Annotated in this window: 18 protein-coding genes; 9 read left to right on the top strand and 9 right to left on the bottom strand. The window is 52.3% G+C overall.

Annotated features, from left to right (window positions below; genetic code table 11):
- Positions 1–40: 40 nt before the first annotated feature.
- Together IE073_RS04755 and IE073_RS04750 are read left to right on the top strand one after the other, a co-directional pair.
- Positions 41–466, top strand: coding sequence for an NADH:ubiquinone oxidoreductase subunit NDUFA12 (locus IE073_RS04755; protein WP_189581962.1), 426 nt, complete (start codon positions 41–43; stop codon positions 464–466).
- A complete protein-coding gene (locus tag IE073_RS04750) occupies positions 466–873 on the top strand; it encodes a DUF2155 domain-containing protein (protein ID WP_189581959.1) in 408 nt (135 codons plus the stop codon). Before IE073_RS04755 ends, IE073_RS04750 begins: the two co-directional genes overlap by 1 nt.
- A 3-nt stretch (positions 874–876) precedes the next feature.
- Here IE073_RS04750 and IE073_RS04745 read toward each other — a convergent pair whose 3' ends face one another.
- From IE073_RS04745 to IE073_RS04725, 5 genes are all read right to left on the bottom strand, one after another.
- Entirely contained in the window at positions 877–1,716 is an 840-nt protein-coding gene (locus IE073_RS04745; protein ID WP_189581956.1) for a purine-nucleoside phosphorylase, read from the bottom strand.
- Complete coding sequence (parE, locus tag IE073_RS04740) at positions 1,716–3,719, bottom strand: DNA topoisomerase IV subunit B (RefSeq protein WP_189581953.1); 2,004 nt, start codon at positions 3,717–3,719, stop codon at positions 1,716–1,718. The genes IE073_RS04745 and parE overlap by 1 nt, the downstream gene beginning before the upstream one ends.
- A gap of 178 nt (positions 3,720–3,897) precedes the next feature.
- The gene (locus IE073_RS04735) at positions 3,898–5,892 is read right to left on the bottom strand and encodes an alpha/beta hydrolase family protein (RefSeq protein WP_189581950.1); all 1,995 of its coding nucleotides are present in this window, start codon (positions 5,890–5,892) and stop codon (positions 3,898–3,900) included.
- 87 nt (positions 5,893–5,979) lie between these two features.
- Complete coding sequence (locus tag IE073_RS04730) at positions 5,980–8,535, bottom strand: [protein-PII] uridylyltransferase family protein (protein ID WP_189581947.1); 2,556 nt, start codon at positions 8,533–8,535, stop codon at positions 5,980–5,982.
- A 7-nt stretch (positions 8,536–8,542) separates the two neighbouring features.
- The gene (locus IE073_RS04725; protein WP_189581944.1) at positions 8,543–11,911 is read right to left on the bottom strand and encodes an autotransporter family protein; all 3,369 of its coding nucleotides are present in this window, start codon (positions 11,909–11,911) and stop codon (positions 8,543–8,545) included.
- A 196-nt stretch (positions 11,912–12,107) separates the two neighbouring features.
- Here IE073_RS04725 and lspA point away from each other — a divergent pair, with 196 nt between their 5' ends.
- The 3 genes from lspA to mutL all read left to right on the top strand — a co-directional run bounded on the left by lspA (position 12,108) and on the right by mutL (position 15,331).
- Positions 12,108–12,689: a signal peptidase II gene (lspA, locus tag IE073_RS04720; RefSeq protein ID WP_189581941.1), complete on the top strand. Its 582-nt coding sequence runs from the start codon at positions 12,108–12,110 to the stop codon at positions 12,687–12,689.
- 119 nt (positions 12,690–12,808) lie between these two features.
- The gene (locus IE073_RS04715; protein ID WP_189581938.1) at positions 12,809–13,348 is read left to right on the top strand and encodes a DUF3035 domain-containing protein; all 540 of its coding nucleotides are present in this window, start codon (positions 12,809–12,811) and stop codon (positions 13,346–13,348) included.
- A gap of 93 nt (positions 13,349–13,441) precedes the next feature.
- Complete coding sequence (gene mutL, locus IE073_RS04710; RefSeq protein ID WP_233349821.1) at positions 13,442–15,331, top strand: DNA mismatch repair endonuclease MutL; 1,890 nt, start codon at positions 13,442–13,444, stop codon at positions 15,329–15,331.
- Between the two features lie 367 nt (positions 15,332–15,698).
- Here the strand turns inward: mutL and rsmD are convergent, their stop codons facing one another.
- Both rsmD and IE073_RS04700 read right to left on the bottom strand, forming a co-directional pair.
- Positions 15,699–16,262, bottom strand: a complete 564-nt coding sequence (gene rsmD, locus IE073_RS04705; protein WP_189581935.1) for a 16S rRNA (guanine(966)-N(2))-methyltransferase RsmD — start codon at positions 16,260–16,262, stop codon at positions 15,699–15,701.
- Positions 16,259–17,281 carry a pseudouridine synthase gene (locus tag IE073_RS04700; RefSeq protein ID WP_189581932.1) on the bottom strand — a complete coding sequence of 341 codons (1,023 nt, stop codon included), beginning with the start codon at positions 17,279–17,281 and terminating at the stop codon, positions 16,259–16,261. The genes rsmD and IE073_RS04700 overlap by 4 nt, the downstream gene beginning before the upstream one ends.
- A gap of 49 nt (positions 17,282–17,330) precedes the next feature.
- Between IE073_RS04700 and tadA the strand changes: the two genes are divergently transcribed.
- Both tadA and IE073_RS04690 read left to right on the top strand, forming a co-directional pair.
- Entirely contained in the window at positions 17,331–17,786 is a 456-nt protein-coding gene (gene tadA / locus IE073_RS04695) for a tRNA adenosine(34) deaminase TadA (protein ID WP_189581929.1), read from the top strand.
- Positions 17,783–18,778 (top strand): DMT family transporter, encoded by a 996-nt coding sequence (locus tag IE073_RS04690; RefSeq protein ID WP_189581926.1) that lies wholly within the window; start codon positions 17,783–17,785, stop codon positions 18,776–18,778. Before tadA ends, IE073_RS04690 begins: the two co-directional genes overlap by 4 nt.
- On the opposite strand, the gene IE073_RS04685 is transcribed toward IE073_RS04690, so the two are convergent.
- Entirely contained in the window at positions 18,739–19,488 is a 750-nt protein-coding gene (locus tag IE073_RS04685; protein WP_189581923.1) for a TSUP family transporter, read from the bottom strand. The genes IE073_RS04690 and IE073_RS04685 overlap by 40 nt on opposite strands.
- 94 nt (positions 19,489–19,582) lie before the next feature.
- Between IE073_RS04685 and IE073_RS04680 the strand changes: the two genes are divergently transcribed.
- Positions 19,583–20,737 carry a coiled-coil domain-containing protein gene (locus IE073_RS04680; RefSeq protein ID WP_189581920.1) on the top strand — a complete coding sequence of 385 codons (1,155 nt, stop codon included), beginning with the start codon at positions 19,583–19,585 and terminating at the stop codon, positions 20,735–20,737.
- 77 nt (positions 20,738–20,814) lie between these two features.
- Here the strand turns inward: IE073_RS04680 and IE073_RS04675 are convergent, their stop codons facing one another.
- Entirely contained in the window at positions 20,815–21,378 is a 564-nt protein-coding gene (locus IE073_RS04675) for a LysM peptidoglycan-binding domain-containing protein (protein ID WP_233349820.1), read from the bottom strand.
- 127 nt (positions 21,379–21,505) lie between these two features.
- Between IE073_RS04675 and IE073_RS04670 the strand changes: the two genes are divergently transcribed.
- Positions 21,506–22,219, top strand: a complete 714-nt coding sequence (locus tag IE073_RS04670; protein WP_189581913.1) for a PepSY domain-containing protein — start codon at positions 21,506–21,508, stop codon at positions 22,217–22,219.
- Positions 22,220–22,221: the final 2 nt, after the last annotated feature.

Here is a 22,221-nt window from a genome sequence, read left to right as displayed (position 1 = left end):
GCTGACGCAGTGCAGGCCTAGAACGCCAATGCACTCGCACATGAACCGCTTATCCGGAGTCGGACCCTTGGACTTTATAAAACGCTTATTCACATGGTGGAATGGCTCGACATTGGGCACATTGCTACAAATCCGCAGTAAAGCCGTTCAGGTGGGCGAAGACGAATATGGTAATCGCTACTTCGAAAGCGAGAAGCTGCGTTATGATGGCCGGAACCGCCGCTATGTCCTCTATTCCGATTATGCCGAAGCGTCCAAAGTGCCGCCCGTATGGAATGGTTGGCTGCATCATACCTATGATGAGCTACCGTCAGAAATCGACATTAAAGTCCACGGTTGGCAGGGAAGCCACGTACCAAACATGACGGGCACGCCTTTCGCTTATAAGCCGAAGGGTAGCTTGGATCGTGGTGGTGTCCGTGATGCCGTTGCATCAGATTACGAAGCGTGGTCACCGGGCGAATAATGCGAATTTTTGCTGCAACCGCTCTCGTCCTGCTTTCTGGGATGTCCGCTCATGCGGCCAATATTTCAGGATCAGCGGTTATTCTCCGCGCCTTGGATAAGGTGACGGCGACAACTCAGGATTATACCGTCGAAATTGGCGACATTTTACAATATGGCAGTCTCTCTATTGAAGCTGTTCATTGCGAAAAACGTCCGCCCGAAGAATTGCCAGAGACGTTCGCATTCTTGAAGATCAAAGATGCGAAGTTAGATGGCAAAGGCGGTCGTGCCGAAGAAGAGACTGTATTCTCAGGTTGGATGTTCGCGTCTCGCCCTGCGCTTTCGGCATTGGATCACGGCGTTTATGATATCTGGGTGATTGGTTGCCAAACCCCAGAACCTGTCCTGCCAGACTTCACACAATAGAGACTAGGCTACCGGCGCGTGCCGAATGACGTGATCGAGGACTGACGTCATCTTTCGTTGCGATGTCTCAACGGTCTTCCAAATCTCCGCTTCATCGACGGCTGGCTGATTTTCAGGATCCGTGATTACGGGATTGACGATTAAGCTCAGGCCTAGGACCTTCATGTCGAGATAACGCGCCATGATCGACTCATGTACGGTCGACATTCCGACCATGTCAGCCCCCAATAAGCGCAGCATTCGGCCTTCCGCGGGCGTTTCAAAATGCGGCCCCGCCAAGCAAGCATAGATGCCGCGCTGCAGGGTCCCAATCGTGCTTTGATCTGCAATCTGAAGCCAGTCGTGATCATAGGTTCGTGTTAAGTTCACGAAGGGAGATTTGTTCACATCCCGACGACCAACCAATGGGCTCTGACCCGACAGGCCGGGAAGATTGATATGATCAGAAATTCCGATGATATCACCATCCGCAAAGTTGGGGTTTAAGCTGCCGGACACGTTGGTTAAGACCGCAGCTTTTGCGCCTAAAGCGTGAGCGACCTCTATCGGAAACGCTGCATCCTGCGAGGTGTGCCCCTCATAGAGGTGCAAGCGACCCTGCATCGCGACGACGCGGCGGCCGTGCAGCGTGCCAATATGGAGGACGCCCTTGTGATTGGGCGCAGTCGAACACGGGAAACCGTCAATATCTCCATAGGGGATGCGTAGCCCCTCAATTTGATCTGCGTAATCACCGAGACCTGATCCAAGCACGATAGCGAGGTCTGCTGTCAGGTCAGTGTATGCGCGGATTGAGGTGAGGGCGCGGACTGCCCGACTTGAAGCATGCGGTACAGGCGTCATCAAATATCGACGTCTTCAACAAATTTCGCATGTTCTTGGATATATTCGTAACGCAGCTCGGATCGTTTCCCCATCAGGGTTTCAACGAGGCTTTCGGTCGTGGCCATCTCATCCGCGTCAAGCGTGATGCGGGCCAAGGTTCGCGTCTTTGGATCCATTGTCGTGACCTTCAATTGGGCCGGGTTCATCTCACCCAGGCCCTTGAAGCGCCCAATATCAATCTTACCTTTGCCCGAGAATTCTGTGCGTGTGAGCTCCTCGCGATGCTCATCATCCACAGCGTAAATTGTCTTATTGCCTTGGGTCATTTTGTAGAGCGGTGGCATCGCCATGTAGAGACGCCCCGCTTCAATCAGGCCAGGTGTGTAGCGATAGAAGAATGTGATCAGAAGGGCCGCGATATGCGCACCATCGACGTCCGCATCGGTCATGATGACCACGCGTTCGTAGCGTAGATCGTCGACGTCAAATTTTTTACCAAGCCCAACGCCGAGAGCGACGGAGAGGTCGTTAATTTCATTATTGCGCTGGATTTTTTCCATCGTCGCGCTCTCGACGTTGAGGATTTTACCCTTCAACGGCAGGATCGCTTGTGTTTCACGACTGCGCGCTTGCTTGGCGGAGCCTCCCGCGGAGTCCCCTTCGACGATGAAAATTTCAGTGTCGTCGCTGCCCTTGCGGGAACAGTCGGCGAGTTTTCCGGGGAGGCGTAATCGCTTGGTCGCCGACTTCCGTTTGACGTCGCGCGCTTTGCGCCGCTTGACCCGCTCATCGGCGCGTTCAATCGCCCACTCAAGCAGGAGGGTTGCATCCTTTGGGCTGCTAACAAGCCAATGATCGAATTGGTCCCGCATCGCAGTTTCAACCAAACGCGTGGCTTCTGAATTCGATAGTCTGTCTTTGGTTTGACCTTGAAATTCCGGGCTTTTGATAAAGACAGAAATCAGGGCGCCAGCGCCAAACATAACATCATCGGGTGTGACGTGACTGACCTTTTTGCCCATTCCCGTTAGGTCAGCATAGGCGCGTAAGCCTTTGGTGATTGCCGCGCGCAGGCCCGCTTCATGCGTGCCGCCACCGGGAGTGGGAACTGTGTTACAATATGAGCGCACGAAGCTGTCAGCTTCGCCAAAGCCCTCTGGTGACCAACTGACGGCCCATTCGACCCGTCCGTGACCCGTGTCTTTCTTGGACTTTCCGGCGAAAAGGGTTTCAGTAATTGTGGCTTTGGTCCCCAGCGTTTCGGCGAGATAATCCGCCAATCCACCGGGGAAATGGAAGACCGCTTGTTCAGGGACTTCGGGTGAGTTTTTGAGTCTTTCCGGCGCGCATTTCCAGCGAATTTCGACACCGGGCTGCAAGTAAGCTTTGGCGCGCGACATGTTGAAAAGTTTGATCGCGCGGAATTGTAGGGACTTGCCAAAAATCTCAGCGTCGGGGTGAAATCGAAATTTAGTGCCGCGACGATTGTTAATCGGGCCCATATTCCTGATTTTGCCAATCGGTTTGCCGCGTTCAAATCGCATGGCGTGCAAAGTTTTATTCCGCGCGACTTCGACTTCCAGTACGTCGGAGAGCGCGTTTACAACGGAGACGCCAACCCCATGAAGGCCGCCCGAAGTTTCATACGCTTTGTTTGAGAATTTACCGCCTGAATGAAGTTCTGTGAGAATGACTTCGAGCGCTGATTTCTCTGGGAACTTCGGGTGAGGACCGATTGGAATGCCGCGTCCATTATCCGTCACAGAGATGTAGCCCTCGGCATCCAATTCAATTTCGATCCGTGTCGCGTGGCCTGCGACCGCTTCGTCCATTGAGTTATCAATCACCTCTGCGAAGAGATGGTGCAGGGCGCGATCATCCGTGCCACCGATATACATACCTGGGCGCAGACGAACGGGCTCTAAGCCCTCCAGAACTTCGATGGAGCTAGCGTTATAATTGTCTTGGGCTTCATCGCCGCTTTTACCAGCGAAGAGGTCTTTTTTCTTGGCAGTGGCCATAAAGTTCGAGTTTCGTTCCTCTGAGATTGAAACCTAATATGAGGTGATTTGCGTGGCTCGCAAGGCGTTTTCCATAGCTAAACTTGGGTTTTACACATGAGTTATAGAATCCCAGGGCCGCGGGCATAAAAAAACCGGCCTTTCGGCCGGTTTGGATACTCATTTCTAGAGCACGCTCTTACTTCGCTGGCAAATGTTCATCGAAGAAAGCGAGGAGGGCGTCGAAGAACTCATTGCGAACTTCATCTTTTTCAGTTGGCCAAGAATGCCCGATGTCATTCATCTTAATGAACGTGACGTCCTTGCCGGCTTCTTCCATCGCTTCGACCATGATCTCACCTTGTTCGAAAGGCACGATAAAGTCTCTGTCGCCGTGATGAATTAACATCGGATCGTCAATATTGGCCGCAAGCTGAGCGGGTGAGACTTGGATGATGTCTTGGGCGTCATCCGTCATGTGACCGATGTGACGTGTCCAATAATTATAACCAAATTCGCCTTTGCTCTTTTCAGAGCGAAGCATTTGGAAAAGATCAGCAGGAGCGGCCCCTGCGACCACACATTGATACTGGTTAGGTGTCAGCGTCGCCGCGGCTAATGCCGCATAACCGCCGTAAGAGAAGCCCATGATACAAGCTTTATCTTTGTCAGCGATACCTTGGGCGACGAGATGAGCAAACCCATCATCGACGTCATTTTGCATCGCTTTACCCCACTGACGACGACCTTTGTCGGCGAACTCAAGTCCACGACCCGTTGACCCGCGGAAGTTTGGTTCAAAGACAGAATAGCCTTTCCAGTTCAGCATTTGGACAATGAAGCTGTACCTAAAATCGGATCTGGATTCAGGTCCACCATGCGGGAACATGATCAAGGGCGCTTTTTCGCCCGGTTTGAGGTTCTTCGGTTGGGAGAGGTAACCGTAAAGCTCCAAGCCATCGCGGGCTTTATACGTTACGATTTCCCCCACGCCGTAAGACTCAAGCTCTGGCATTTGTTTGCCGACTTCTCGGGCGTAAACCTCAGATTTGTCATAGACGTGATAGGTCGGCGCCTGACCGGGACCACTGGCCGAAAACAACATTTCGTTCTTATCCGTACTCACGCCGAGAATGCGCGGCACAACGCCGTCTCCGAAATATTGTTCGAGCGCTTTGATATGGGCTTGATCTCGTTTGCTCGCCATCTTGTAGCGGACGCGGCCTTTCTCAAGATATGTTGCGCCCTCGAATGTACCGGTTCTTTCGTCAATAAGAGCGGAAACGATATCGGAGTTTGGTGGTGTGAAGACTTCTTTGATAAATTTGTTCTGCTCGAAATCATACAAATGGACGCCGGCAAAGTTTGCATCACCAGGGCGCGCAATAACGTAATATTGCGTAGGGCTTGCAGCCGGGCCTACTGGGGCGAAATCTAAGTTTGTCGAGTTTGAGGTCGTATCGCGTCGCACAGTCTTCGCGAGTTGGAACTTGGCATTTTTGCCGTTCGTGCCTGGAATGCGTGAGTAATAGTTCAGGGTCGAACCATTGTCAGTCACTGTGATGTAGAAAGCCGCGTTGCCATTAATATCGGCAAGCCAGCCGCGGGTGCCAGATGACCCCTTGGCCGCGAGGCTCGACTTTCCTGTTTTGACGTTGACTTTTAGGACATCAAGATCGTCGCCAATTTGCACTGGGACCATCACATGGTCTGGGTCGTTAGGTATAAATGATACGGGAGATTGAATAACCTGAGAACGGCTGATTTGTTTGTTATTTTTAAAGAACAGAAGATTGTTTTTACCGTCTTTATCCATGCCGAACATCCGAATGATCGGGCGGCTGTTCAGCGTGCCTCTCCATGGTTTGAAAACCGAATAGAGAACGCGGTTGTCATTGGCCCAATCAACCCATTGGACTTCTAGCTCATCGCCCAAGTTAATACCTGTGGGTTGCGCATTCGGGTTTTTTAAGTCTTGGATAATGATGAAGTTATTATCGTCTTTGTCACGGCGCGCCATGGCAAGATGGGTTCCATCTGGCGAGAGAGACGCAGACCACATCATTGGCCGCTCAAAAAATTTGTCATACGGACGATCGTATTTTGAATCGTCCTTCTTTTTTGCGAATGCGGTGGTTGGTGTCAGAACCAAGGCAATTGCGGCTAAGCAAGATCCAAGAAACCTCGTTTTCATATCATACTCCAAAATAACTAGGAAAAGTGTTACGGCTGTTGAAGGGCGTGTCAATCATCTGGGGCAGATTAGCAGAAGGACATTTTGTCAAGGTTTCCGCCAAATCACGGGCCCGGGTGCTGGAGATTTAGACATTTTTTGATCGGCAAAGAACTTGGCAGTAAGTTCTTTAATCATCTTGTCCTGCTCTGCCCAAAGCTGGGGCAATGTTTCGATCGAAATTTTTTGCGCAAAACGGGCGGGCGTTTCTGAGACGGGTTTTCCCGTCAGTCCCAGCAGTCGTTCCCAGATAATAGATTCGTTCCAATTCTCCATGATTGGAGCCAATTCGGTCGGAGGTTTGACGGCCAAAACGTCGAAACATGCATGTATGTAGTCGGCTTCCATTAAGCCGCCACGGCGTAGCTTGGTTCGCCAGATGTCGGGCGGCGTTTCCTTAAGGCGTTCTTCGGCTAAGCGTTGAAACATAACGTAAGCGTCAGCTTTAAAGGCAGCCGTGTCTCTAGGGCGTGTCAAAATTTCTTTCTTGATGGCCATGACTTTCGACCCGAGAACTTCGTCGCCTCCAACAATACGCGCAGGGGCCAACGCGATGTGCTCCCAACTATGGGCGCGGTTCATGTGATGGTCATGAAAGGCAGAAAGTTTTACAGCCGGGGGGCCTGAGCGCCCAGACGGGCGAAGCCGCGTATCTAGCTCATATGCGATTCCTTCTCGCAATTTGGTGGTCAAGGTCGTGCGCATTCGGCGAACAGCTTTGGCGGCCAAATCAGGGTCACAGTCGTCGGCAAATAGGAAAATCAGGTCCAGGTCGCTTTTCGGCCCCATTGCGCGGGTGCCCATTTTCCCGAGTCCCAAAATGGTCATCGGGATGGACTCCACCTCTAAGTCATCAGCGACAATTCGGAGCGATAGCGTTAAAGTTTCTTCGGCGATGTCGGTTAGTTTTTGTTGCAGCCCTCTCGCCGTCGTTTTTCCGTCAAGAAAATGCGTGTAATTTAGAAAAAGTTGCTCGTTCACAAAACGACGCAACGCCTCCAATCGATGTTCGTAGTCGGGCGACGTCAACACAAATTCGGATTGCTCTCGCAATTCGGAGTCTTCGGGCGATAAGAAAATATCGATGATATGGGGAGATTGCGCCAAAATCTCGCTCATATGTGGACTGTGGAGGAGGGGGCTCACCAATTTGTCCAATAGGTCTGGATGTCGAGACAGCAACGCGAAATATTGCTCGGAACGACCCAGTTGTTTGAGGAAGCTGTCGATCCGTTCAAAAGCGTCAGGGCGATCTAAACGCTGGACACGAGCCACCAAATTGTGACCCAGCTCCTGATATTTATGCCGCGACGTCGCAGGGACGCCATGGTCCTGGAATCCGCGAGTCCAACTGCGCGCAATCAGTGTCGCGTGCTCGTCTAGAGTCGAGAGGTTGGTCGTTTTTTCCGTTTGGGCATTGTCTCTAAACAGTGTTGAGAACCGAGCGTGAACTTCTTGCCGCCGCGTCGAAATTTCTTTGTCGAAATTTTCGGGATCCCCGATTAACGCGCGCATTGCGACGTTTGCATCACCGTCTGGAATAATGTGTGTCTGCTCATTTCTAAACATTTGGACCGCATTTTCCACCTTGCGGAAATAGGCGTAGTGCGCCCGCAGTTCATCCGCATCCTGTTGTGTGATTAGTTCAGTTTGGGCCAAGTTTGACAGGGCCGCGCGAGTGTTCGTGACCCGCAAATCCGGGCGTTTACCGCCATGGATAAGCTGTTGTGCATTTGCGATAAATTCTATCTCGCGAATCCCACCGCGACCTAGTTTTAAATTGAAGCCCACTGCGGCGTCTGTAATCGGGTCGGGCGCCGCGCGTTCTGTTTCCAGACCGGGGTGCTCATTGTTGATCCGCGTCTTCAGCGCAGCAAGTTCATCCAAAGTCGTGAAATCCAAATTTCGACGCCAGATAAACGGTTCCAAACGATTTAAGAGCGCTTGACCCGCCTCCACATCTCCCGCGACGACCCGCGCCTTCATAAGCGCCAGACGATGCCAGGGCAGTGAGCGGAAAAAGTAGAAAGTCTCTGCTTTGGCAGAACTTATAGCTAAGCCTGTCCCTGAACTTTCGGGCCGTAACCTCCAGTCCACACGCCAAACAAAATCGGGCGCATTTCGCGGTTGGAGAATTTGCGTCAGGCGTTTGCAAACTTCCGATGCAATGTAAGCCTGCCCCTTATGCGCTGGTACGGGCAGGGTTTCGGCATCATAAAACGCAATCAGGTCAATGTCGGACGAGAAGTTGAGATCAAAGCCTCCGAGCTTCCCAAGTCCTAAAATAAATAATCCGGGCACACTCGTTTCGGGTAACACCAACTTGTGGCGTTTGCCCACGATTTGCCAAGCTAACTGCAACGCGCGATCAATAGTGGCATCGGCGAAAACCGTCCACGTTCGCCCCATATCGTCAAAATCTTGAAAGTGGGTGCGGGCAAATCCTAAAGAAAATTGCCCTTTGATCTGGGGCAGGTCCTCTGCCTCAGCGGTTGCTAAGCGGGAATGCAGGCCCTCTAAGGTTTCGGAATTAGGGAAGCGCTCTGCAAGGTCACTCAAATAGGGGTTTTGCCGCAGCGCTTCATTGGAAAAAGCTGCGGGCATTAATGTCCTAGAAGAGCAAACGAATGACGACACGGCCCGTATGTCGGATAAAGCCATCTCGGATGTCACTATCAAAGTCAAAGCCGATAGATGAGTATTGCGAGCCTGCGGCCATTGTAAAGCCGAGGATAATGCCTTGATCTGGCATTGCGAAAGCTCTCAAACGCGCCAATTCTGAGTCAAATAACTCTCCGTCAGCATTTTGCAGTCCCGTAAACCGGAAGGATGTCTCCGTCGGATCAGAGATAAATTCATTCCGATAGCCCACCCGAACAGAAGGTCGGAGCCAAGTACGTTTACCTTGGAACTTTGCGCCAACGTTCAGCATCGCTGTTGCAGCAGCCGTCTCGGTCCGGCGACCGTCAACACGAAGGCGAATGCCCTGTGTTCCGCTGTCGGTGTGACCATATTCATTCAAATAAAGGTAGTCTACGGACAGGCTTGGACGGGCCCAGAATTTTTCGCTTATGGGTAGCGTATATCCTGCGCGGACCGCGCCATTTGCGTGCAGCCCGCTCCAATCTGCATTCGCAACGCCGCCGAAGTCGCCGACGATGACACGACGGTTTTGCTCGAATTCATTGTGGCCGACGCCACCAAAGACATCGAAATTAAACCCGTTGCTTTCATATCCAGCATAGGCGCCAAGTTGGTAAGTTTTGACGTCCAATGGATCATCGATTCCGACCACATCTTCAACCTCTGTGCTCGCAAATCCTGCATTAACGCCGACGGCGTGGAACGGGCCGAACGATGTGTCGATCCCGCCTGCGAAGCCGAAACCCGTCCCGCGATATTGTTCTGAATTTCCAGCGCGTTCGCGGTCTGCAAAGTAGAAAAATTCTTGAATCCATGCCCCGCCTGGTTTGTCAGGGGATCGTCGTGTGGCGTCTAAGTGGTTACCAACTGCGCCGACGGCCCCGTCCACATTAGCGAGAACAAATTGATGCGCTGCGCCTGAGAATTCAGGCAAAATTTGATTATACGCCGCGTAAAAATCATTTGCATCCGTGATGTTCGAAAATGCGTTACCCAGCGTCGCAGTGCTGGCAAGGGCTTCCATTACAGCGCCGTTTTGGAATACGCCATCAACAACTTGACCAAAGGCCGCGGCTTGGACTTGATCCAAGCCCAATCCTCCGGCCTCAATAGACTCAGTCGGATTCCGCAGATCCAAGGTCACGACCAGTGTGTTGTCGTCTGCCAAACCTAAACTCGTTCGATAAAGGAACGGTGAGTCGCCTGCGCCCAACGATGTTAGGTCGCCAATCGTGAGATTGCCCGCATTCGCCAAGGTGTAGGATAAAGTATTTGTCCCGACGATCGAATTTAGGATCGGATTGATGGTCGATCCTGCTTCGAAAGTGATGTCGCCCGTAGATGTCAGTGTCGAGGCCGTGCCTGTCGCGCCATTGATCACCGGACGGAAAACGGAGGTGCTATCGATAAGGGCGCTGCTGACTTGTATCTCATCTGCACTTCCCAGCGCTAGCGTCGATCCGCCTGTGACGGATAATGCGAGACTATCCGTGTTTTGAATAGCACCTGTAAATACCGTGCCACCAGACAGTGTTAGCGTATCAGCACCACCACCAAAATCGACGTCGCCTGTTATGGAGCCCGCGCTCGCGATCAAGCTATCGTCGCCCGATCCGAAACGCAGGTCGCCGCGAATAAGAGGGGCCGATGTCACATCGGGGTTTTGGGATTGTGTGAGAGTTGCACCAACGGTAGCTGCACTCAGGTCGATAGCAATGAGATCAAAACTTGTTTCTTCTACACCCAAGGTGTCAGATGATGTTCCAAGAGCTGCGATCGCACCTGTATTGGACAGCGTACGAAGTGTCCCAGACGCATCTCGAATAGCGACGGCTGTACCGTCGCGGCCCGTGATAAGCGCTGTGATCGCGCCCGTGTTAATGAGGTCTGTGACAGACGCGCCTTCGCCAATATCAATGCCAATGGCCAAAAGCGATTGAGGGGCGACAATATTGGCTCTGTCAAAATAGATTTCGTCTATCGCTTCTGATGCACTCGCGATCATCACGCCGGCATTATTGATCCGATCTGCGATTGCCTGATCACCAAGAACCAAAACGCGCGCAACACCATCGCCATCTGTCAAATCAGTCGCATTCGGTGCGCGGAATGTCGTCGCTGATAAATTGCCCGAGTTTCGGATGCCGCCCTCAAAGGTGACGTTGGCAACGGAAATGGCGGTCGCGTCAAAATCATCATAGATGCCAGAGGCACTGACTGACCCTTGATTGATAAAGCCATATTGCAGGTTTTCGTCAAAGTCAGCGTCATTGGGGTCGGTAATCTCAGCTACGATTCCCACAGCAATGGGGTCGCCATTCCCATTTATCAGAACAGCAGGGGCCGATCCGAATTGCGAAATTGTGCTTGTGCTAGCCAGTGTGAAGAGCTGCTCGCCCTCATCATTTGTGACCAGGTTACCATCAGCATCTACGGTTTCGACAAAACGTTGGCTGAGCAGAATCCCGCCTGACACATCGCCCGAAATCGAGAGGGCTGATCCAGCATTGCCGAGATCTTCTGCGGTCAAATCATCTCGACCGAAGGAATTATCGCTACCGCTGAAATTAGGGCGTTGAGCAAATCTGAACCCTGATGAGCTGAGCGTGCCGCTCGTTGCAAACCCGCCTTGGATATCACCGCTGACGGCGTAAGCTTGGGAGTCTGTACCGCGGGCTGTAATGCTGCCGTTGTTTGTGACGTCACCAATGACGTTAGACGCCAAATTCGCACCAATGGACCGATCGCCCACCACGCTGATTTGACCTTCAGTTAGGAGATTGCCGGTCAGCCCTTCAGTCATCATGGGTGTGTTTGCCAAATTGATACCGAAGCTATCATTGCCTTCAACGGTGATTGAAGAGGTGCTGGCGAGCTCAACATTCCCACGAAACGGGGAGGCCCCTGAGATCAAAATACCTGTGCGGCCTTCACCTTCCGCGAAACCGCCGTCGGTGAAGGGATCATCGTCAGTATCTGTTGGTTCGAAATCTTCGATGAGCCTAATCGACCCGGTTTGGGTATATGAACGGTTGTCACCGCCTTGCAGCTCCACACCCGTCGATCCGTTCACACCATCTGATGTGACGATGCCGTCTAGAATTAGCGCATTGTCGGAATCGACAACAACACCTGCGCGACTACTATCGACTGTGACGGTGGCGCTCGCGTCAACGGTGACGTCAGACGGTGCGCCATTCGCACCTGCGGTCGAGGTTAGAATCTGCTCGGACGTATCGTCAGTGACGGAGACTTGAGCCGCAGCGCTAAAGGAAAGCGCGCCAAGCAGGGCGGCGGTTGCCGTACTGCGGAGAGCGAGGGTCTTAAAATGGCGCATTGTTATCTATTCCCGGCGACTATCTTGTGACGCAAAGCGCATTGCGAGCGTCTGTCATATTGTGGGTTTAGCGAAAAGGCAGGTGAGGGCCAATGAAAACATGGTTATTTTACAGTCAGGGTAGGGTTCATCATATCTGATAGTATATTGGCGCCAAGAATTGCTTTCACGAGTCTCCTCTGGCATGGGCGCAAATATGACAAACCTTGCAGAAAATCCTCAATCGACCGCAACCGATAAACCACTTGGGTGGGCGGGATTTGCTCTCTTGGGAGGAGCGATTCCTGCCGTTTTGGTGGCCTTGGATCAGCTCTCAAAATGGGCGACAACCCGCTTCTTTGATCTTCCGATGAGCATTTGTTCAACAGCGGATCCACGGCTCACGCATGAAGTTTCGCCGATCGCGGACCTTTCATTGCTCTGCAATCGCGGAATTAGCTGGGGGCTTTTGCAGGGCGATTCGTCAGTAAAACGCTGGGCTTTGACGGTCTTTGCGTTCCTGATGACCCTTGCCTTGCTTTATGTCCTGCGGAAAACAAAAGATCGATTAGGACAATTTTCGCTTTGTCTTGTGATCGCGGGCGCTGTTGGAAACGCGATTGATCGCCTTTTCTTTGGAGCGGTGACCGATATGATCGACTTTTCCGATATCGGGTTCAAATTTGTTTTCAATGTGGCTGACAGCTACATCACTATTGGGGTGATCGGGCTATTCGTCTCCTCATTCATCAACGATAGGCGCGAGAAAGCCGCGAACTCGCCGAAATCCGAAGACTAGTTGTCATGTTTAGAATGCGCCAGTTCTAGGGGCATCGCTGTAGAATAAAATTTTGGTCACTTGGCGCGGGGCACGACCCGCGCTAAGCCGTGACCAGTTCAATTCAGAGGTTTTGCCACATGCGCACCACACTTCTTCTTTCCGCTCTTGCTTCAGCTGCGCTGGTTGCAACGGGCTGCACGTCGACATCTCGGGCCTTAGGTCTGGAAAAATCAGCGCCAAATGAGTTCAATATTCTCACAAAAGCGCCATTGATCATTCCGCCGGAGTATAACTTACGTCCTCCAGCTCTTGGTGCGTCTTCCGCTGACAATAATTACACACAGCGTACTGCCCGCGAAGCGCTTCTTGGTGATATTGATGACGCAGAGCCGAGCCGCGGCGAACTTGCGTTGATGGCAAAAGCTGGCGTGAACCGTGCCAACCCTGAAATTCGTCTCGAAATAGACGGCGCCAATTCAGTCGAGCGAAAATCTGCAGGCTTCACGAGCCGGGTCTTGTTCTGGAAAAATGGTCAAGTGGTTGATGCTCAAGGTAATCCTGCGCCGATTGACCCCGATGTAGAAGCCCGTCGCGTCGAATCCGTGAATTCCGCCACGGGTGGTGGGGATGTAGAAATTTCCAAACGTCCGGGTGGCCCAAAGCTTCCAGGTCTTTAAATTTTCGGCCACAGCATGGCCCAAACGCCTTAATGCGTAAATCAGCCCGTCCACCCTATTAATCGGGGAGGCGGGCTTTTACGTTTAGGACGTATGACCGACACTTCTCACATGATTCGCCGCCTGCCGGCGCAAACCGTCAATCGTATTGCGGCGGGTGAAGTCATTGAGCGCCCCGCAAGCGTGATTAAAGAGATTGTCGAAAACGCCCTCGATGCGGGCGCAACACAGATTGATATTCGCTACGAAGATGGCGGCCGAACGGTCATCACAGTCACCGACGATGGAAGCGGTATGGACCAGGCCAATTTGTTTTTGGCGGTCGAACGTCACGCGACCTCCAAGCTCCCCGATGATTCGGACTTGCTGAATATCGAGACGATGGGCTTTCGAGGCGAAGCCTTGCCTTCAATCGGCTCTGTTGCGCGTTTGTCGCTGACATCTCAAACTGAAACAGATGACAGCGCATGGGAGTTGCGCGTCGATGGCGGCGCGAAACAAGAGCTGCGTCCTGCGCCACGTTTTGGATTACATGGCACGCGGGTCGATGTGCGCGACTTATTCTTCGCGACGCCCGCGCGTTTGAAATTCCTCAAATCCGAGCGATCTGAATCTATGGCGATCAGCGATGTCGTCAAACGCCTCGCGATGGCCAACCCACATGTCGGATTTACGCTGACGAATGGCGCGCGAACCTCGCTGCGCATGAAGGGGATACCGCTTTCAGAAGACGGGCGTTTGGTTCGTCTGTCGAAGATTTTGGGCGATGATTTCGGAGCAAATGCCGTGGCCGTGGATGCTGACCGCGATGGCATCGTGCTGACCGGTTTCGCGGGACTGCCGACGTTTTCACGCGGTAACAGCGCCCATCAATATCTTTTCGTGAATGGGCGGCCTGTTCGCGACAAGCTTTTGCACGGCGCTGTGCGCGGGGCCTATCAAGACTTTCTCGCGCGGGATCGTCATCCTGTTGTCGCTTTGTATGTCGATCTCCCGCATGAGCATGTTGACGTAAATGTGCATCCCGCCAAAACCGAAGTCCGCTTTCGCAATCCGGGCCTTGTACGCGGCTTGATCGTGAGTGCGTTGCGTCATGCGCTGGCTGATGCAGGGCATCGCGCCAGCACAACGGTTAGCGATTATGCGTTGGGGCGCATTCAAACCGAACAACCGAATTATGCGCTTCAAGGACGCTACTACAGTCAAGAACGTGGCGGTCCGCCGCCCGGATTTGCGCCCTATCGCAACGACCCTGCGATGCAGCCGCTCATTGACGGTATGTCTGGCATGTCCGCGCGGGTTGAGGAGACGCCTGAAGGGTACGACACGGGAGCTTACGCGCCGCATCCATTCTCGCCGTCCAATATTCCGCCGGTGCCGACACCAGACTTTCCACTCGGGACAGCCCGTGCCCAATTGCATGAAACCTACATCGTTGCGCAGACGCGGGATGGTATTGTTATCGTCGATCAACACGCCGCGCATGAACGGCTGGTCTATGAGCAGATGAAGGCCAAAATGGCGCGCGCCAAAGAAGGGGGGCAGGGCGTGGCCCGTCAAACGCTGCTGATCCCTGATATTGTTGATTTGGGCGAAACTGATGCGGCTCGCGTGTTATCGCGTGCGGAAGAGCTGGCCGAAATGGGACTAATCCTTGAGCCATTTGGCGTCGGCGCGATCTGTGTACGCGAAACGCCAGCGTTGCTTGGCGAAATGGATGTGCAGGGTTTGCTACGCGATTTGGCTGATGATTTGGCGGAATATGACGAAGCGCTCAGCCTGAAAGAACGATTTGAACATGTCTGCGGGACGATGGCCTGTCACGGTTCGGTCCGCGCAGGACGCCGTCTCAATGCTGACGAAATGAATGCAATTTTGAGGCAGATGGAAGACACGCCGCACAGCGGCCAATGTAATCACGGACGCCCGACATATGTGGAATTGAAACTGGCGGATATTGAGCGGTTATTTGGACGGCGGTGATGCCTTGCTTCTGGCTACGGTCCATGCAGCGAAGCGATACATAAGATAGATTGATATCGACCCAAGCAAAAATGTGAAAGCGGAAGATAAAAAACCCATTGAATTGGGAAGAAGTTCTCCAACGCCTTCGCCAATAATTCCGAAAGGGGCGCTGATCAAAAACGTACCCCACCAGATAAGGCCTTCGTTTCTGCCTGCATCATATTGTAAATTGAAATATGAGACCGAAAAAATTCCAGAAATTGCTAAGAACCACCAGCTAAAAAATAGTGTCCGAAGGATGTTTTTCATACCGTCATTTTGATGGTTGCGAGGTGAGGGGTCAACATTGGTCAAAAATGAGGTATTTGTCTGAAGCTTAGATTTTTCAAGCACTCGGTTTCAAAAACAAAACCCTAGCCGCGCCCCACGTCTTATCCGCCAATACCTCAAACCCGCGGGGTTCGACTTCGGCTTCGATACTTTCTTCTAAAATGATGACGCCGTTTTCCGCCAAAAGGTTCTGGTCAACAAGACGTCTCAGGACAGGTTTCCAGAGGTCTTTATTGTAGGGTGGGTCCATGAAAATATGGGTGAAGGGGCCGCGTAAGTTTCCCGGTGCAATTTTCAATTTACGCGCATCATAGCGGTGGAGGCGCGCGACATCATTTAGCCCCATCTTGTTGATATTGTTGCGAATTGAAGCGCGCGCTTTGGGTTCCATTTCCGCGAAAAGGCAGAACGCCGCGCCGCGTGAAATGCCTTCAAGTCCGAGTGCGCCCGAGCCCGCGAAAATATCCGCAATGATCGCGCCTTCTAGGGGCGGAGACCATGTAGCGTGAGAGAGAATATTGAAAATAGACTCACGCGTTTGGTCACTGGTCGGGCGGGTCGTTTTGCCCGTTGGCGTGTCAATATTTCGACCGCGAAGAGAGCCTGAGACAATTCTCATTTTTTACCGCGTCCTTGACCTTTAGGGGCGAATTTTCCTTGGAATTTACCGCCCGGCTTACCTGTCGATTTGACGCCAGACTTGCGGTTCGGCTTTTTCGCGAATTTTCCTCGCCCTTTTGGTTCGGCCTTTTTCTCTTCAGCCGTTTTCGACTCGGCAGGTTTGTTTTGGAAGCGCTTGGCGCTGGCGAAACTACCGCGTTTGGGTCCGCGTGTTTTCGGGACGGGCAGGTCCGGGAAGTCCATCAAATGACCCAGCTGCGTTTGAATGACGGAGTATTTTACTTCTTCCGTCAGGCCTTTGCGCAGATCGCCCAGCATGAACGGACCATAGCTGACACGGATCAATCGGTTCACTTTGAGGTCCAAATGTTCCATCGCGCGGCGGACTTCACGGTTTTTCCCTTCGCGCAACGTCACAGTGATCCAAGAGTTGTCCCCATTCGTGCTGTCTAAGACCGCTTCGATCGGTGAGGTCATAATGCCGTCGATCTTGATACCGTTTTTGAGCGTGTCGAGTTCTGTCTGCGTGATGTGGCCATAACAGCGCGCACGGTAGCGGCGGGATAGACCTGTCGACGGATGCTCGAGGTGCCGCGCCAGTTCCCCGTCATTCGTCAGCAAAAGCAAGCCTTCGGAGGTAATATCCAAGCGTCCAACAGAAATCACGCGACCCAAATCTTTGGGTAAAAGATCAAAGACAGTCGTCCGTCCTTTTTCATCCTTATGCGACGTCACAAAGCCATCGGGCTTATGATAACGCCACAGACGAGTGTGGACTTTTTTGCCAACAATGGCGTCATCATATTCGACTTTGTCTTTGGGTCCGACTTTAGTAGCGGGTGTGTCGATGACCTTGCCATTGACCTTAATTCGGCCCTCGGCAACCAGCTTTTCCGAATCTCGGCGTGACGCGATGCCAGCGCGCGCTAAGAATTTCGCGATGCGCTCTAGATTGGGTGCGTCAGGCTTTTTATCGTCTTTTGCGGACGGTTTAGCCGATTTTTTTGAGTCGCTCATATCAGGCTTTTCTTGACGGTTGAGGCACAACAGGTGAAAGCCCGCGACCATGGATGATAACCACTATATGCGGCTAGCGTTAGCAGAAGCCAAGGCCGCAGCCGCGCGCGGCGAAGTGCCCGTGGGCGCAGTGCTTGTCAACGCTGCAGGTGAGGTGGTTGCTCGAACGGGAAATGCGCCGATTTCCATTTGTGACCCAACGGCGCACGCCGAAATGCTCGCATTGCGTGATGGCGCCTATAAGTCTGGCAACTACCGATTAGGCGGCATGAGCCTGTATGTGACGCTGGAGCCTTGCACCATGTGCGCGGGGGCGATCTCTAATGCTCGAATTGCGCGGGTTATTTACGGGGCAACTGACCACAAAGGCGGCGCTGTCGAAAGTGGCGTCCAGTTCTTTGACCAAGCTAGCTGTCATCACCGCCCACGCGTCACAGGGGGTGTATTGGCCGATCAGTCGTCTGAAATGCTCAAGGCCTTCTTCCGCGCGAGACGAAAGAAATGAAGTCGAACCTACGTGAAACCCTAGCCGCGCCCGCTTTGTCCGAAGATGGCGCCGTTCACGGCGCGGCATGGGTCGGAATAATTTTGGGCGTAATCGCTGCAGTTTTATATTCGCTGAAGGCAGTCTTCGTGAAATTGGCATATCTCCCAACTGAGGGCGTAACTGAACAGGTTCCGCCGATCACGCTGATGATGCTGCGTCTGGGGTTCTCCTTTCCCATCTATCTCGTCATTCTGTTTTGGGTTTGGCGGCGCACAACGGTGAAACCAAAGGCCAAACACATCGGGTTGGCAATGCTGGCGGGGATCTTGGCTTACTATGTCTGCACGCTCTTGGACTTCACGGGACTGCAATACATCACGGCGCAGTTGGAACGGCTATTGCTGTTTACCTACCCTGCCTTTGTGATTTTGTTTGGAGCCATGTTTTTTGGTGGACGGCTCACTGCATGGGGTATTGCAGCTGTTGCGTTGGCCTATGCAGGGCTCGCGATCGTCTTTCTGGGTGGAGATATCACCGAAAGTGAGAACCTCTGGCTTGGTAGTGGCTTAGTATTGGGGTGCGCGATGTTATTCGCTCTGTTCCAATTGATCGCAAAAGAATTTATTGACCGCATGGGCCCACCGCTTTTCACCTGTTTGGCCATGTTAGGGGCGGCGACAGCAATTTTCCTACATTTTGTTGTCAGCGCACTTGCGACAGATGGACTAGTTGATGCCTTTGACCTGCCAGCACGCGTCTATTGGATCGGTCTAATTATTGCTGTGTTTTCGACCCTCTTGCCGAGCTTCTTTATGAATATTGCGATGGGTCATATTGGTGCCCAACGGGTGGCGATATTGGGGATGTTTGGTCCTTTGGCGACGATTATTGCAGCCATCGTGGTGCTTGGCGAACCTTTCGGACTATGGGACGCCGTTGGAACGCTGGTGACCTTTGTCGGTATCGCGCTCTATATGAAATCGAGTAGGACCAAGCCGCGCCAGACATAAATAGCGCCGATAATCGTCACGAGTATTCGCGTATACTTCCGAAAGCCGATATCAGAGAACCGCTCCAGAAGCAGGGTTCCTAGTTTCGTGCCTAAAACGACCACAGGCATTGCGATTATCAAAACCCAGATTGGGGGCAGGTCGTTGACGCCCGATAGTTTCAAAAGCGGGATCCCGAAATATGCGATCTTCACCAGGTGACTGGCAAACATTGTTACTGCTTTGGTCGCTACAATGGCTTTGCGCGTGAGCGTCGTTTTTACATAGAAGAAATCCAGCGCAGGCCCCGCCACACCCGCGCTTAAGTTTAGTCCCATGACCATTGCGCCGCATAGAACCGCGTGGGCAGGTTTTTCAGCGTCGCCCGCTAACAATTTGCGGGGCAACCAGAGTAAAAGGGGAATGAGGCCAAGCGCGAGAAATAGCTGCGCCTTATCTGGCGTAAAAGCGGCCCAAATCATTAGGGCGATTGCCGGCAAGGCGCCCAATAGCTGCCATCCCAAGATATCCCACCGAATATACTCCCGAAGGATAGTTGACCTTGACCCGTTGGAAACGGACTGCACGACCCCATGAACGACCATAGCTGCGCTGACGGACATCAAACTTGCGATGATGCCCATGAAGACAAGTCCGCCCGCCATACCGAAGAGCCCAGAGATGACGGCACAAAGACCTGCGGCCAAAATGATTAACAATCCTGTCTGCATTTAAGACATGGTTAACCACGACATGGTTACCAAAACATTATGTGGAGTCGTTCGGGATGGGCGATTCGGGAGATTGTAAAATAGGGTGGGTACAATGCGTTTGTTCAAAAAGGATGCGCCGCAATTTGATGCGGATGATGTAAAGGCAACGCAGGATGTCGTTGAAGCCATAACGGCGGCTCTGAAGACAGGAGCGGAACAGCAAGATATTGCGGCAAAACGCCTAAATTCATTGACGAAGGCGATGGGTAAGATGGACGCCAATGTGCGTCAGGCGACACGCTTGCAAGCTGAGACTGAACGCTTAGAAGCTGACGTGAAAACTCTCCGCGGGGATCTGGATAAAAAACGCGCTTGGGCGGAAGAACAATCGGCCAAGTTGGCGAACGTCCAAAAGGAACGCGACAAGTTGCGTAATGAATTGGAAAGCGCCAAATCAGAAATTTCTGCGCGAACTGAACGTGAAACTGGTTTGCGTGAAACTGAAATAAAACTGCGTCGGGACTCAGAAGTTCTGACGCGTGAACTCGGTCAGAGAACAGACCGTTTGGAAGACTTGGCTCTTACACAGCAGCGTTTGCAAGAAGAACTCGCACAAGCCAAAGGCGCAGTTTCCTCTTACGCTCACAAAGCGCGTGAACTTGAAAATGCTGTCGAAGAGTTGACGGCGCGTTTGGATGAGAAAACGAAAGCCGCTGACGCCTCCCTTTCGGCTCTGCGCGATTTGCGCCTGGATCATCATGCTGTAAAAGAGCAATTCGTCGCGACAAGCACGCGTCTGCAATCTACGGAATATGAGCAATCGAGCCAAAAAACACTGTTTGAAGATACACTAAAGCGACGTGCCGACGAAATTCTAGCTTTGAAAACACAGATCGAGCAGCTGACGACGCAGCTCCGTATTAAAGATACCATGGGCAGCCATTTTGACGAAGAGACAGCTGGGCTTCGCCAGGCGCTCGAGACCGAACGCGAACGCAATGCGGTCAATGAGCAAAGATTGCGTAATCAAGCGGAAGCTGAGGCCCGCCAATCACGGGCGCTAGGGCAAGCGAAGTCAGAGTTCGAAAGCCTCCACGCGAAATTTGTCGACGCGATGAAAGACTTAGACACGCTTCGTCAGGTCAATCGCGTGCAATCGCAAAAACTCGAAAATTATGCGCAACTCAATTCCGCGCCAGCGCCAAAGCGTGATTATGCACCCGTTGCCAGAAATGAAGATGCTGGACTTCTCAAGGTCGTGAAATAGCCATTCTCAAAACCAAAGTTCCAAAGAAAAACCCGGCTTAATCGCCGGGTTTTTTGTTTTTGAGCTTTCGGGTAACTCTAGTCGCAATCTGCATCGGGCAATTTCAATCTTTGTCCCACATCGATGACATTCGCGCGTCCTAAGCCATTTAGCCGAGATATATCTTTTACGGTGGTGCAGTGTTCGCGCGCAATATCCCAGACGGTGTCGCCGCGCTGAACGATATAAGTGTAACGGCTATCTCTTTTCACCGATCGTGTTGGCGCGGGCGTATCTTCGCGTCTGACGCGCGGGGACGCTGTACGAACAACCTTCGGGGTCGACGGGGTGAGGGATTTGCGAAGGTAATAGTCTCTACAATCAACTTCTACCTCTGATAATACACGAGTTTCATTATCGCCGTCTTGAACGACCATGACGCGGACCTCATCATTGGTGGAATCTTGATCAATGACGTTGGCGCGCATGTCGTCCGTTTCACAGATCATGGCGGCTTCGTTAGGCGCCGAATTCACCATGTAACTCGCGTTTTGTACATTTGATTTCGATTGCCGTTTCTCGATTTTTACCGTCGGAATGCTCTCGGAAACAGAGGAGCAGCCCGTCAGAAGAATGGCGGCGGTTAGGAAGTGTAATTTCATTTTCATATCTGTCAGCCCGGACAAGAATAGGTTTGGCCCTCAAAATGGCACGATTAGGGTTAGGAAAGCTTTAAACTGTTCAGCCTTGTCGTCTTGACCGTTAATTTTCATGGGCTAATTCATCGATATGTCACGTGTCTTGAACAAATATCTCACTCGCATTCATAAATGGGCTGGATTGGTCCTCTCGCTTCAAATTATTTTTTGGTTCGGATCTGGGTTTTTCATGACCCTTTTTCCGATTGATCAAGTCCGTGGGCAGCATTTGGTTGAAAAGCAGGTCTTTTCGTTAACAGACACCGACCTCATTCCGATTGAAATTGCGATGACGGCCTATGATGGGGCGTTAACAGGCGCACGATTGGCCAATATTGCTGGACGGCCCGCTTATATTTTATTGGGCGATAACGGCACGATTATGTTGGACGCGCGAACGGGACTCAACTGGGATGGTGTGGGCCATTCGGATGTTCGACAGGTGGCTTTAAGTACCTATAGAGGTGAGGGCAAATTACTGGACATTCGACAGCTCGATATTGCGCCAAAAGACTATCGTGGCCCATTACCTGTTTGGCAGGCCAAATTTGATGATGCGGCCAAAACTCGCCTGTATTTGGATCCAGATACCGCCGAAGTTCGCAGCGTAAGGACGCGTCTCTGGCGGGTCTTCGATCTGGCTTGGAAATTTCACATAATGGATGTGACGGGGGACGACAATTTCAACAGTTGGTGGCTGCGCCTTGCGAGTGGCGCCGCCTTACTGTTCGCCTTGAGCGGCGTAGGGTTGCTTTGGTTCCGGATTGTGGCGCGGCCGCGCAGACGGCGACCGCGTTTAGTATAGAA

The sequence above is a fragment of the Litorimonas cladophorae genome (assembly GCF_014652455.1).
GTDB lineage: Bacteria > Pseudomonadota > Alphaproteobacteria > Caulobacterales > Maricaulaceae > Litorimonas > Litorimonas cladophorae.
This window is presented reverse-complemented; position numbering and strand designations above follow the sequence as displayed.

Excerpts from the sequence above, each read along its gene's own strand:
- IE073_RS04755 (WP_189581962.1), top strand. The coding sequence starts at position 41 with ATGAACCGCTTATCCGGAGTCGGACCCTTGGACTTTATAAAACGCTTA.
- IE073_RS04750 (WP_189581959.1), top strand. The coding sequence starts at position 466 with ATGCGAATTTTTGCTGCAACCGCTCTCGTCCTGCTTTCTGGGATGTCC.
- IE073_RS04745 (WP_189581956.1), bottom strand. The coding sequence starts at position 1,716 with ATGACGCCTGTACCGCATGCTTCAAGTCGGGCAGTCCGCGCCCTCACC.
- parE (WP_189581953.1), bottom strand. The coding sequence starts at position 3,719 with ATGGCCACTGCCAAGAAAAAAGACCTCTTCGCTGGTAAAAGCGGCGAT.
- IE073_RS04735 (WP_189581950.1), bottom strand. The coding sequence starts at position 5,892 with ATGAAAACGAGGTTTCTTGGATCTTGCTTAGCCGCAATTGCCTTGGTT.
- IE073_RS04730 (WP_189581947.1), bottom strand. The coding sequence starts at position 8,535 with ATGCCCGCAGCTTTTTCCAATGAAGCGCTGCGGCAAAACCCCTATTTG.
- IE073_RS04725 (WP_189581944.1), bottom strand. The coding sequence starts at position 11,911 with ATGCGCCATTTTAAGACCCTCGCTCTCCGCAGTACGGCAACCGCCGCC.
- lspA (WP_189581941.1), top strand. The coding sequence starts at position 12,108 with ATGACAAACCTTGCAGAAAATCCTCAATCGACCGCAACCGATAAACCA.
- IE073_RS04715 (WP_189581938.1), top strand. The coding sequence starts at position 12,809 with ATGCGCACCACACTTCTTCTTTCCGCTCTTGCTTCAGCTGCGCTGGTT.
- mutL (WP_233349821.1), top strand. The coding sequence starts at position 13,442 with ATGACCGACACTTCTCACATGATTCGCCGCCTGCCGGCGCAAACCGTC.
- rsmD (WP_189581935.1), bottom strand. The coding sequence starts at position 16,262 with ATGAGAATTGTCTCAGGCTCTCTTCGCGGTCGAAATATTGACACGCCA.
- IE073_RS04700 (WP_189581932.1), bottom strand. The coding sequence starts at position 17,281 with ATGAGCGACTCAAAAAAATCGGCTAAACCGTCCGCAAAAGACGATAAA.
- tadA (WP_189581929.1), top strand. The coding sequence starts at position 17,331 with ATGGATGATAACCACTATATGCGGCTAGCGTTAGCAGAAGCCAAGGCC.
- IE073_RS04690 (WP_189581926.1), top strand. The coding sequence starts at position 17,783 with ATGAAGTCGAACCTACGTGAAACCCTAGCCGCGCCCGCTTTGTCCGAA.
- IE073_RS04685 (WP_189581923.1), bottom strand. The coding sequence starts at position 19,488 with ATGCAGACAGGATTGTTAATCATTTTGGCCGCAGGTCTTTGTGCCGTC.
- IE073_RS04680 (WP_189581920.1), top strand. The coding sequence starts at position 19,583 with ATGCGTTTGTTCAAAAAGGATGCGCCGCAATTTGATGCGGATGATGTA.
- IE073_RS04675 (WP_233349820.1), bottom strand. The coding sequence starts at position 21,378 with ATGAAATTACACTTCCTAACCGCCGCCATTCTTCTGACGGGCTGCTCC.
- IE073_RS04670 (WP_189581913.1), top strand. The coding sequence starts at position 21,506 with ATGTCACGTGTCTTGAACAAATATCTCACTCGCATTCATAAATGGGCT.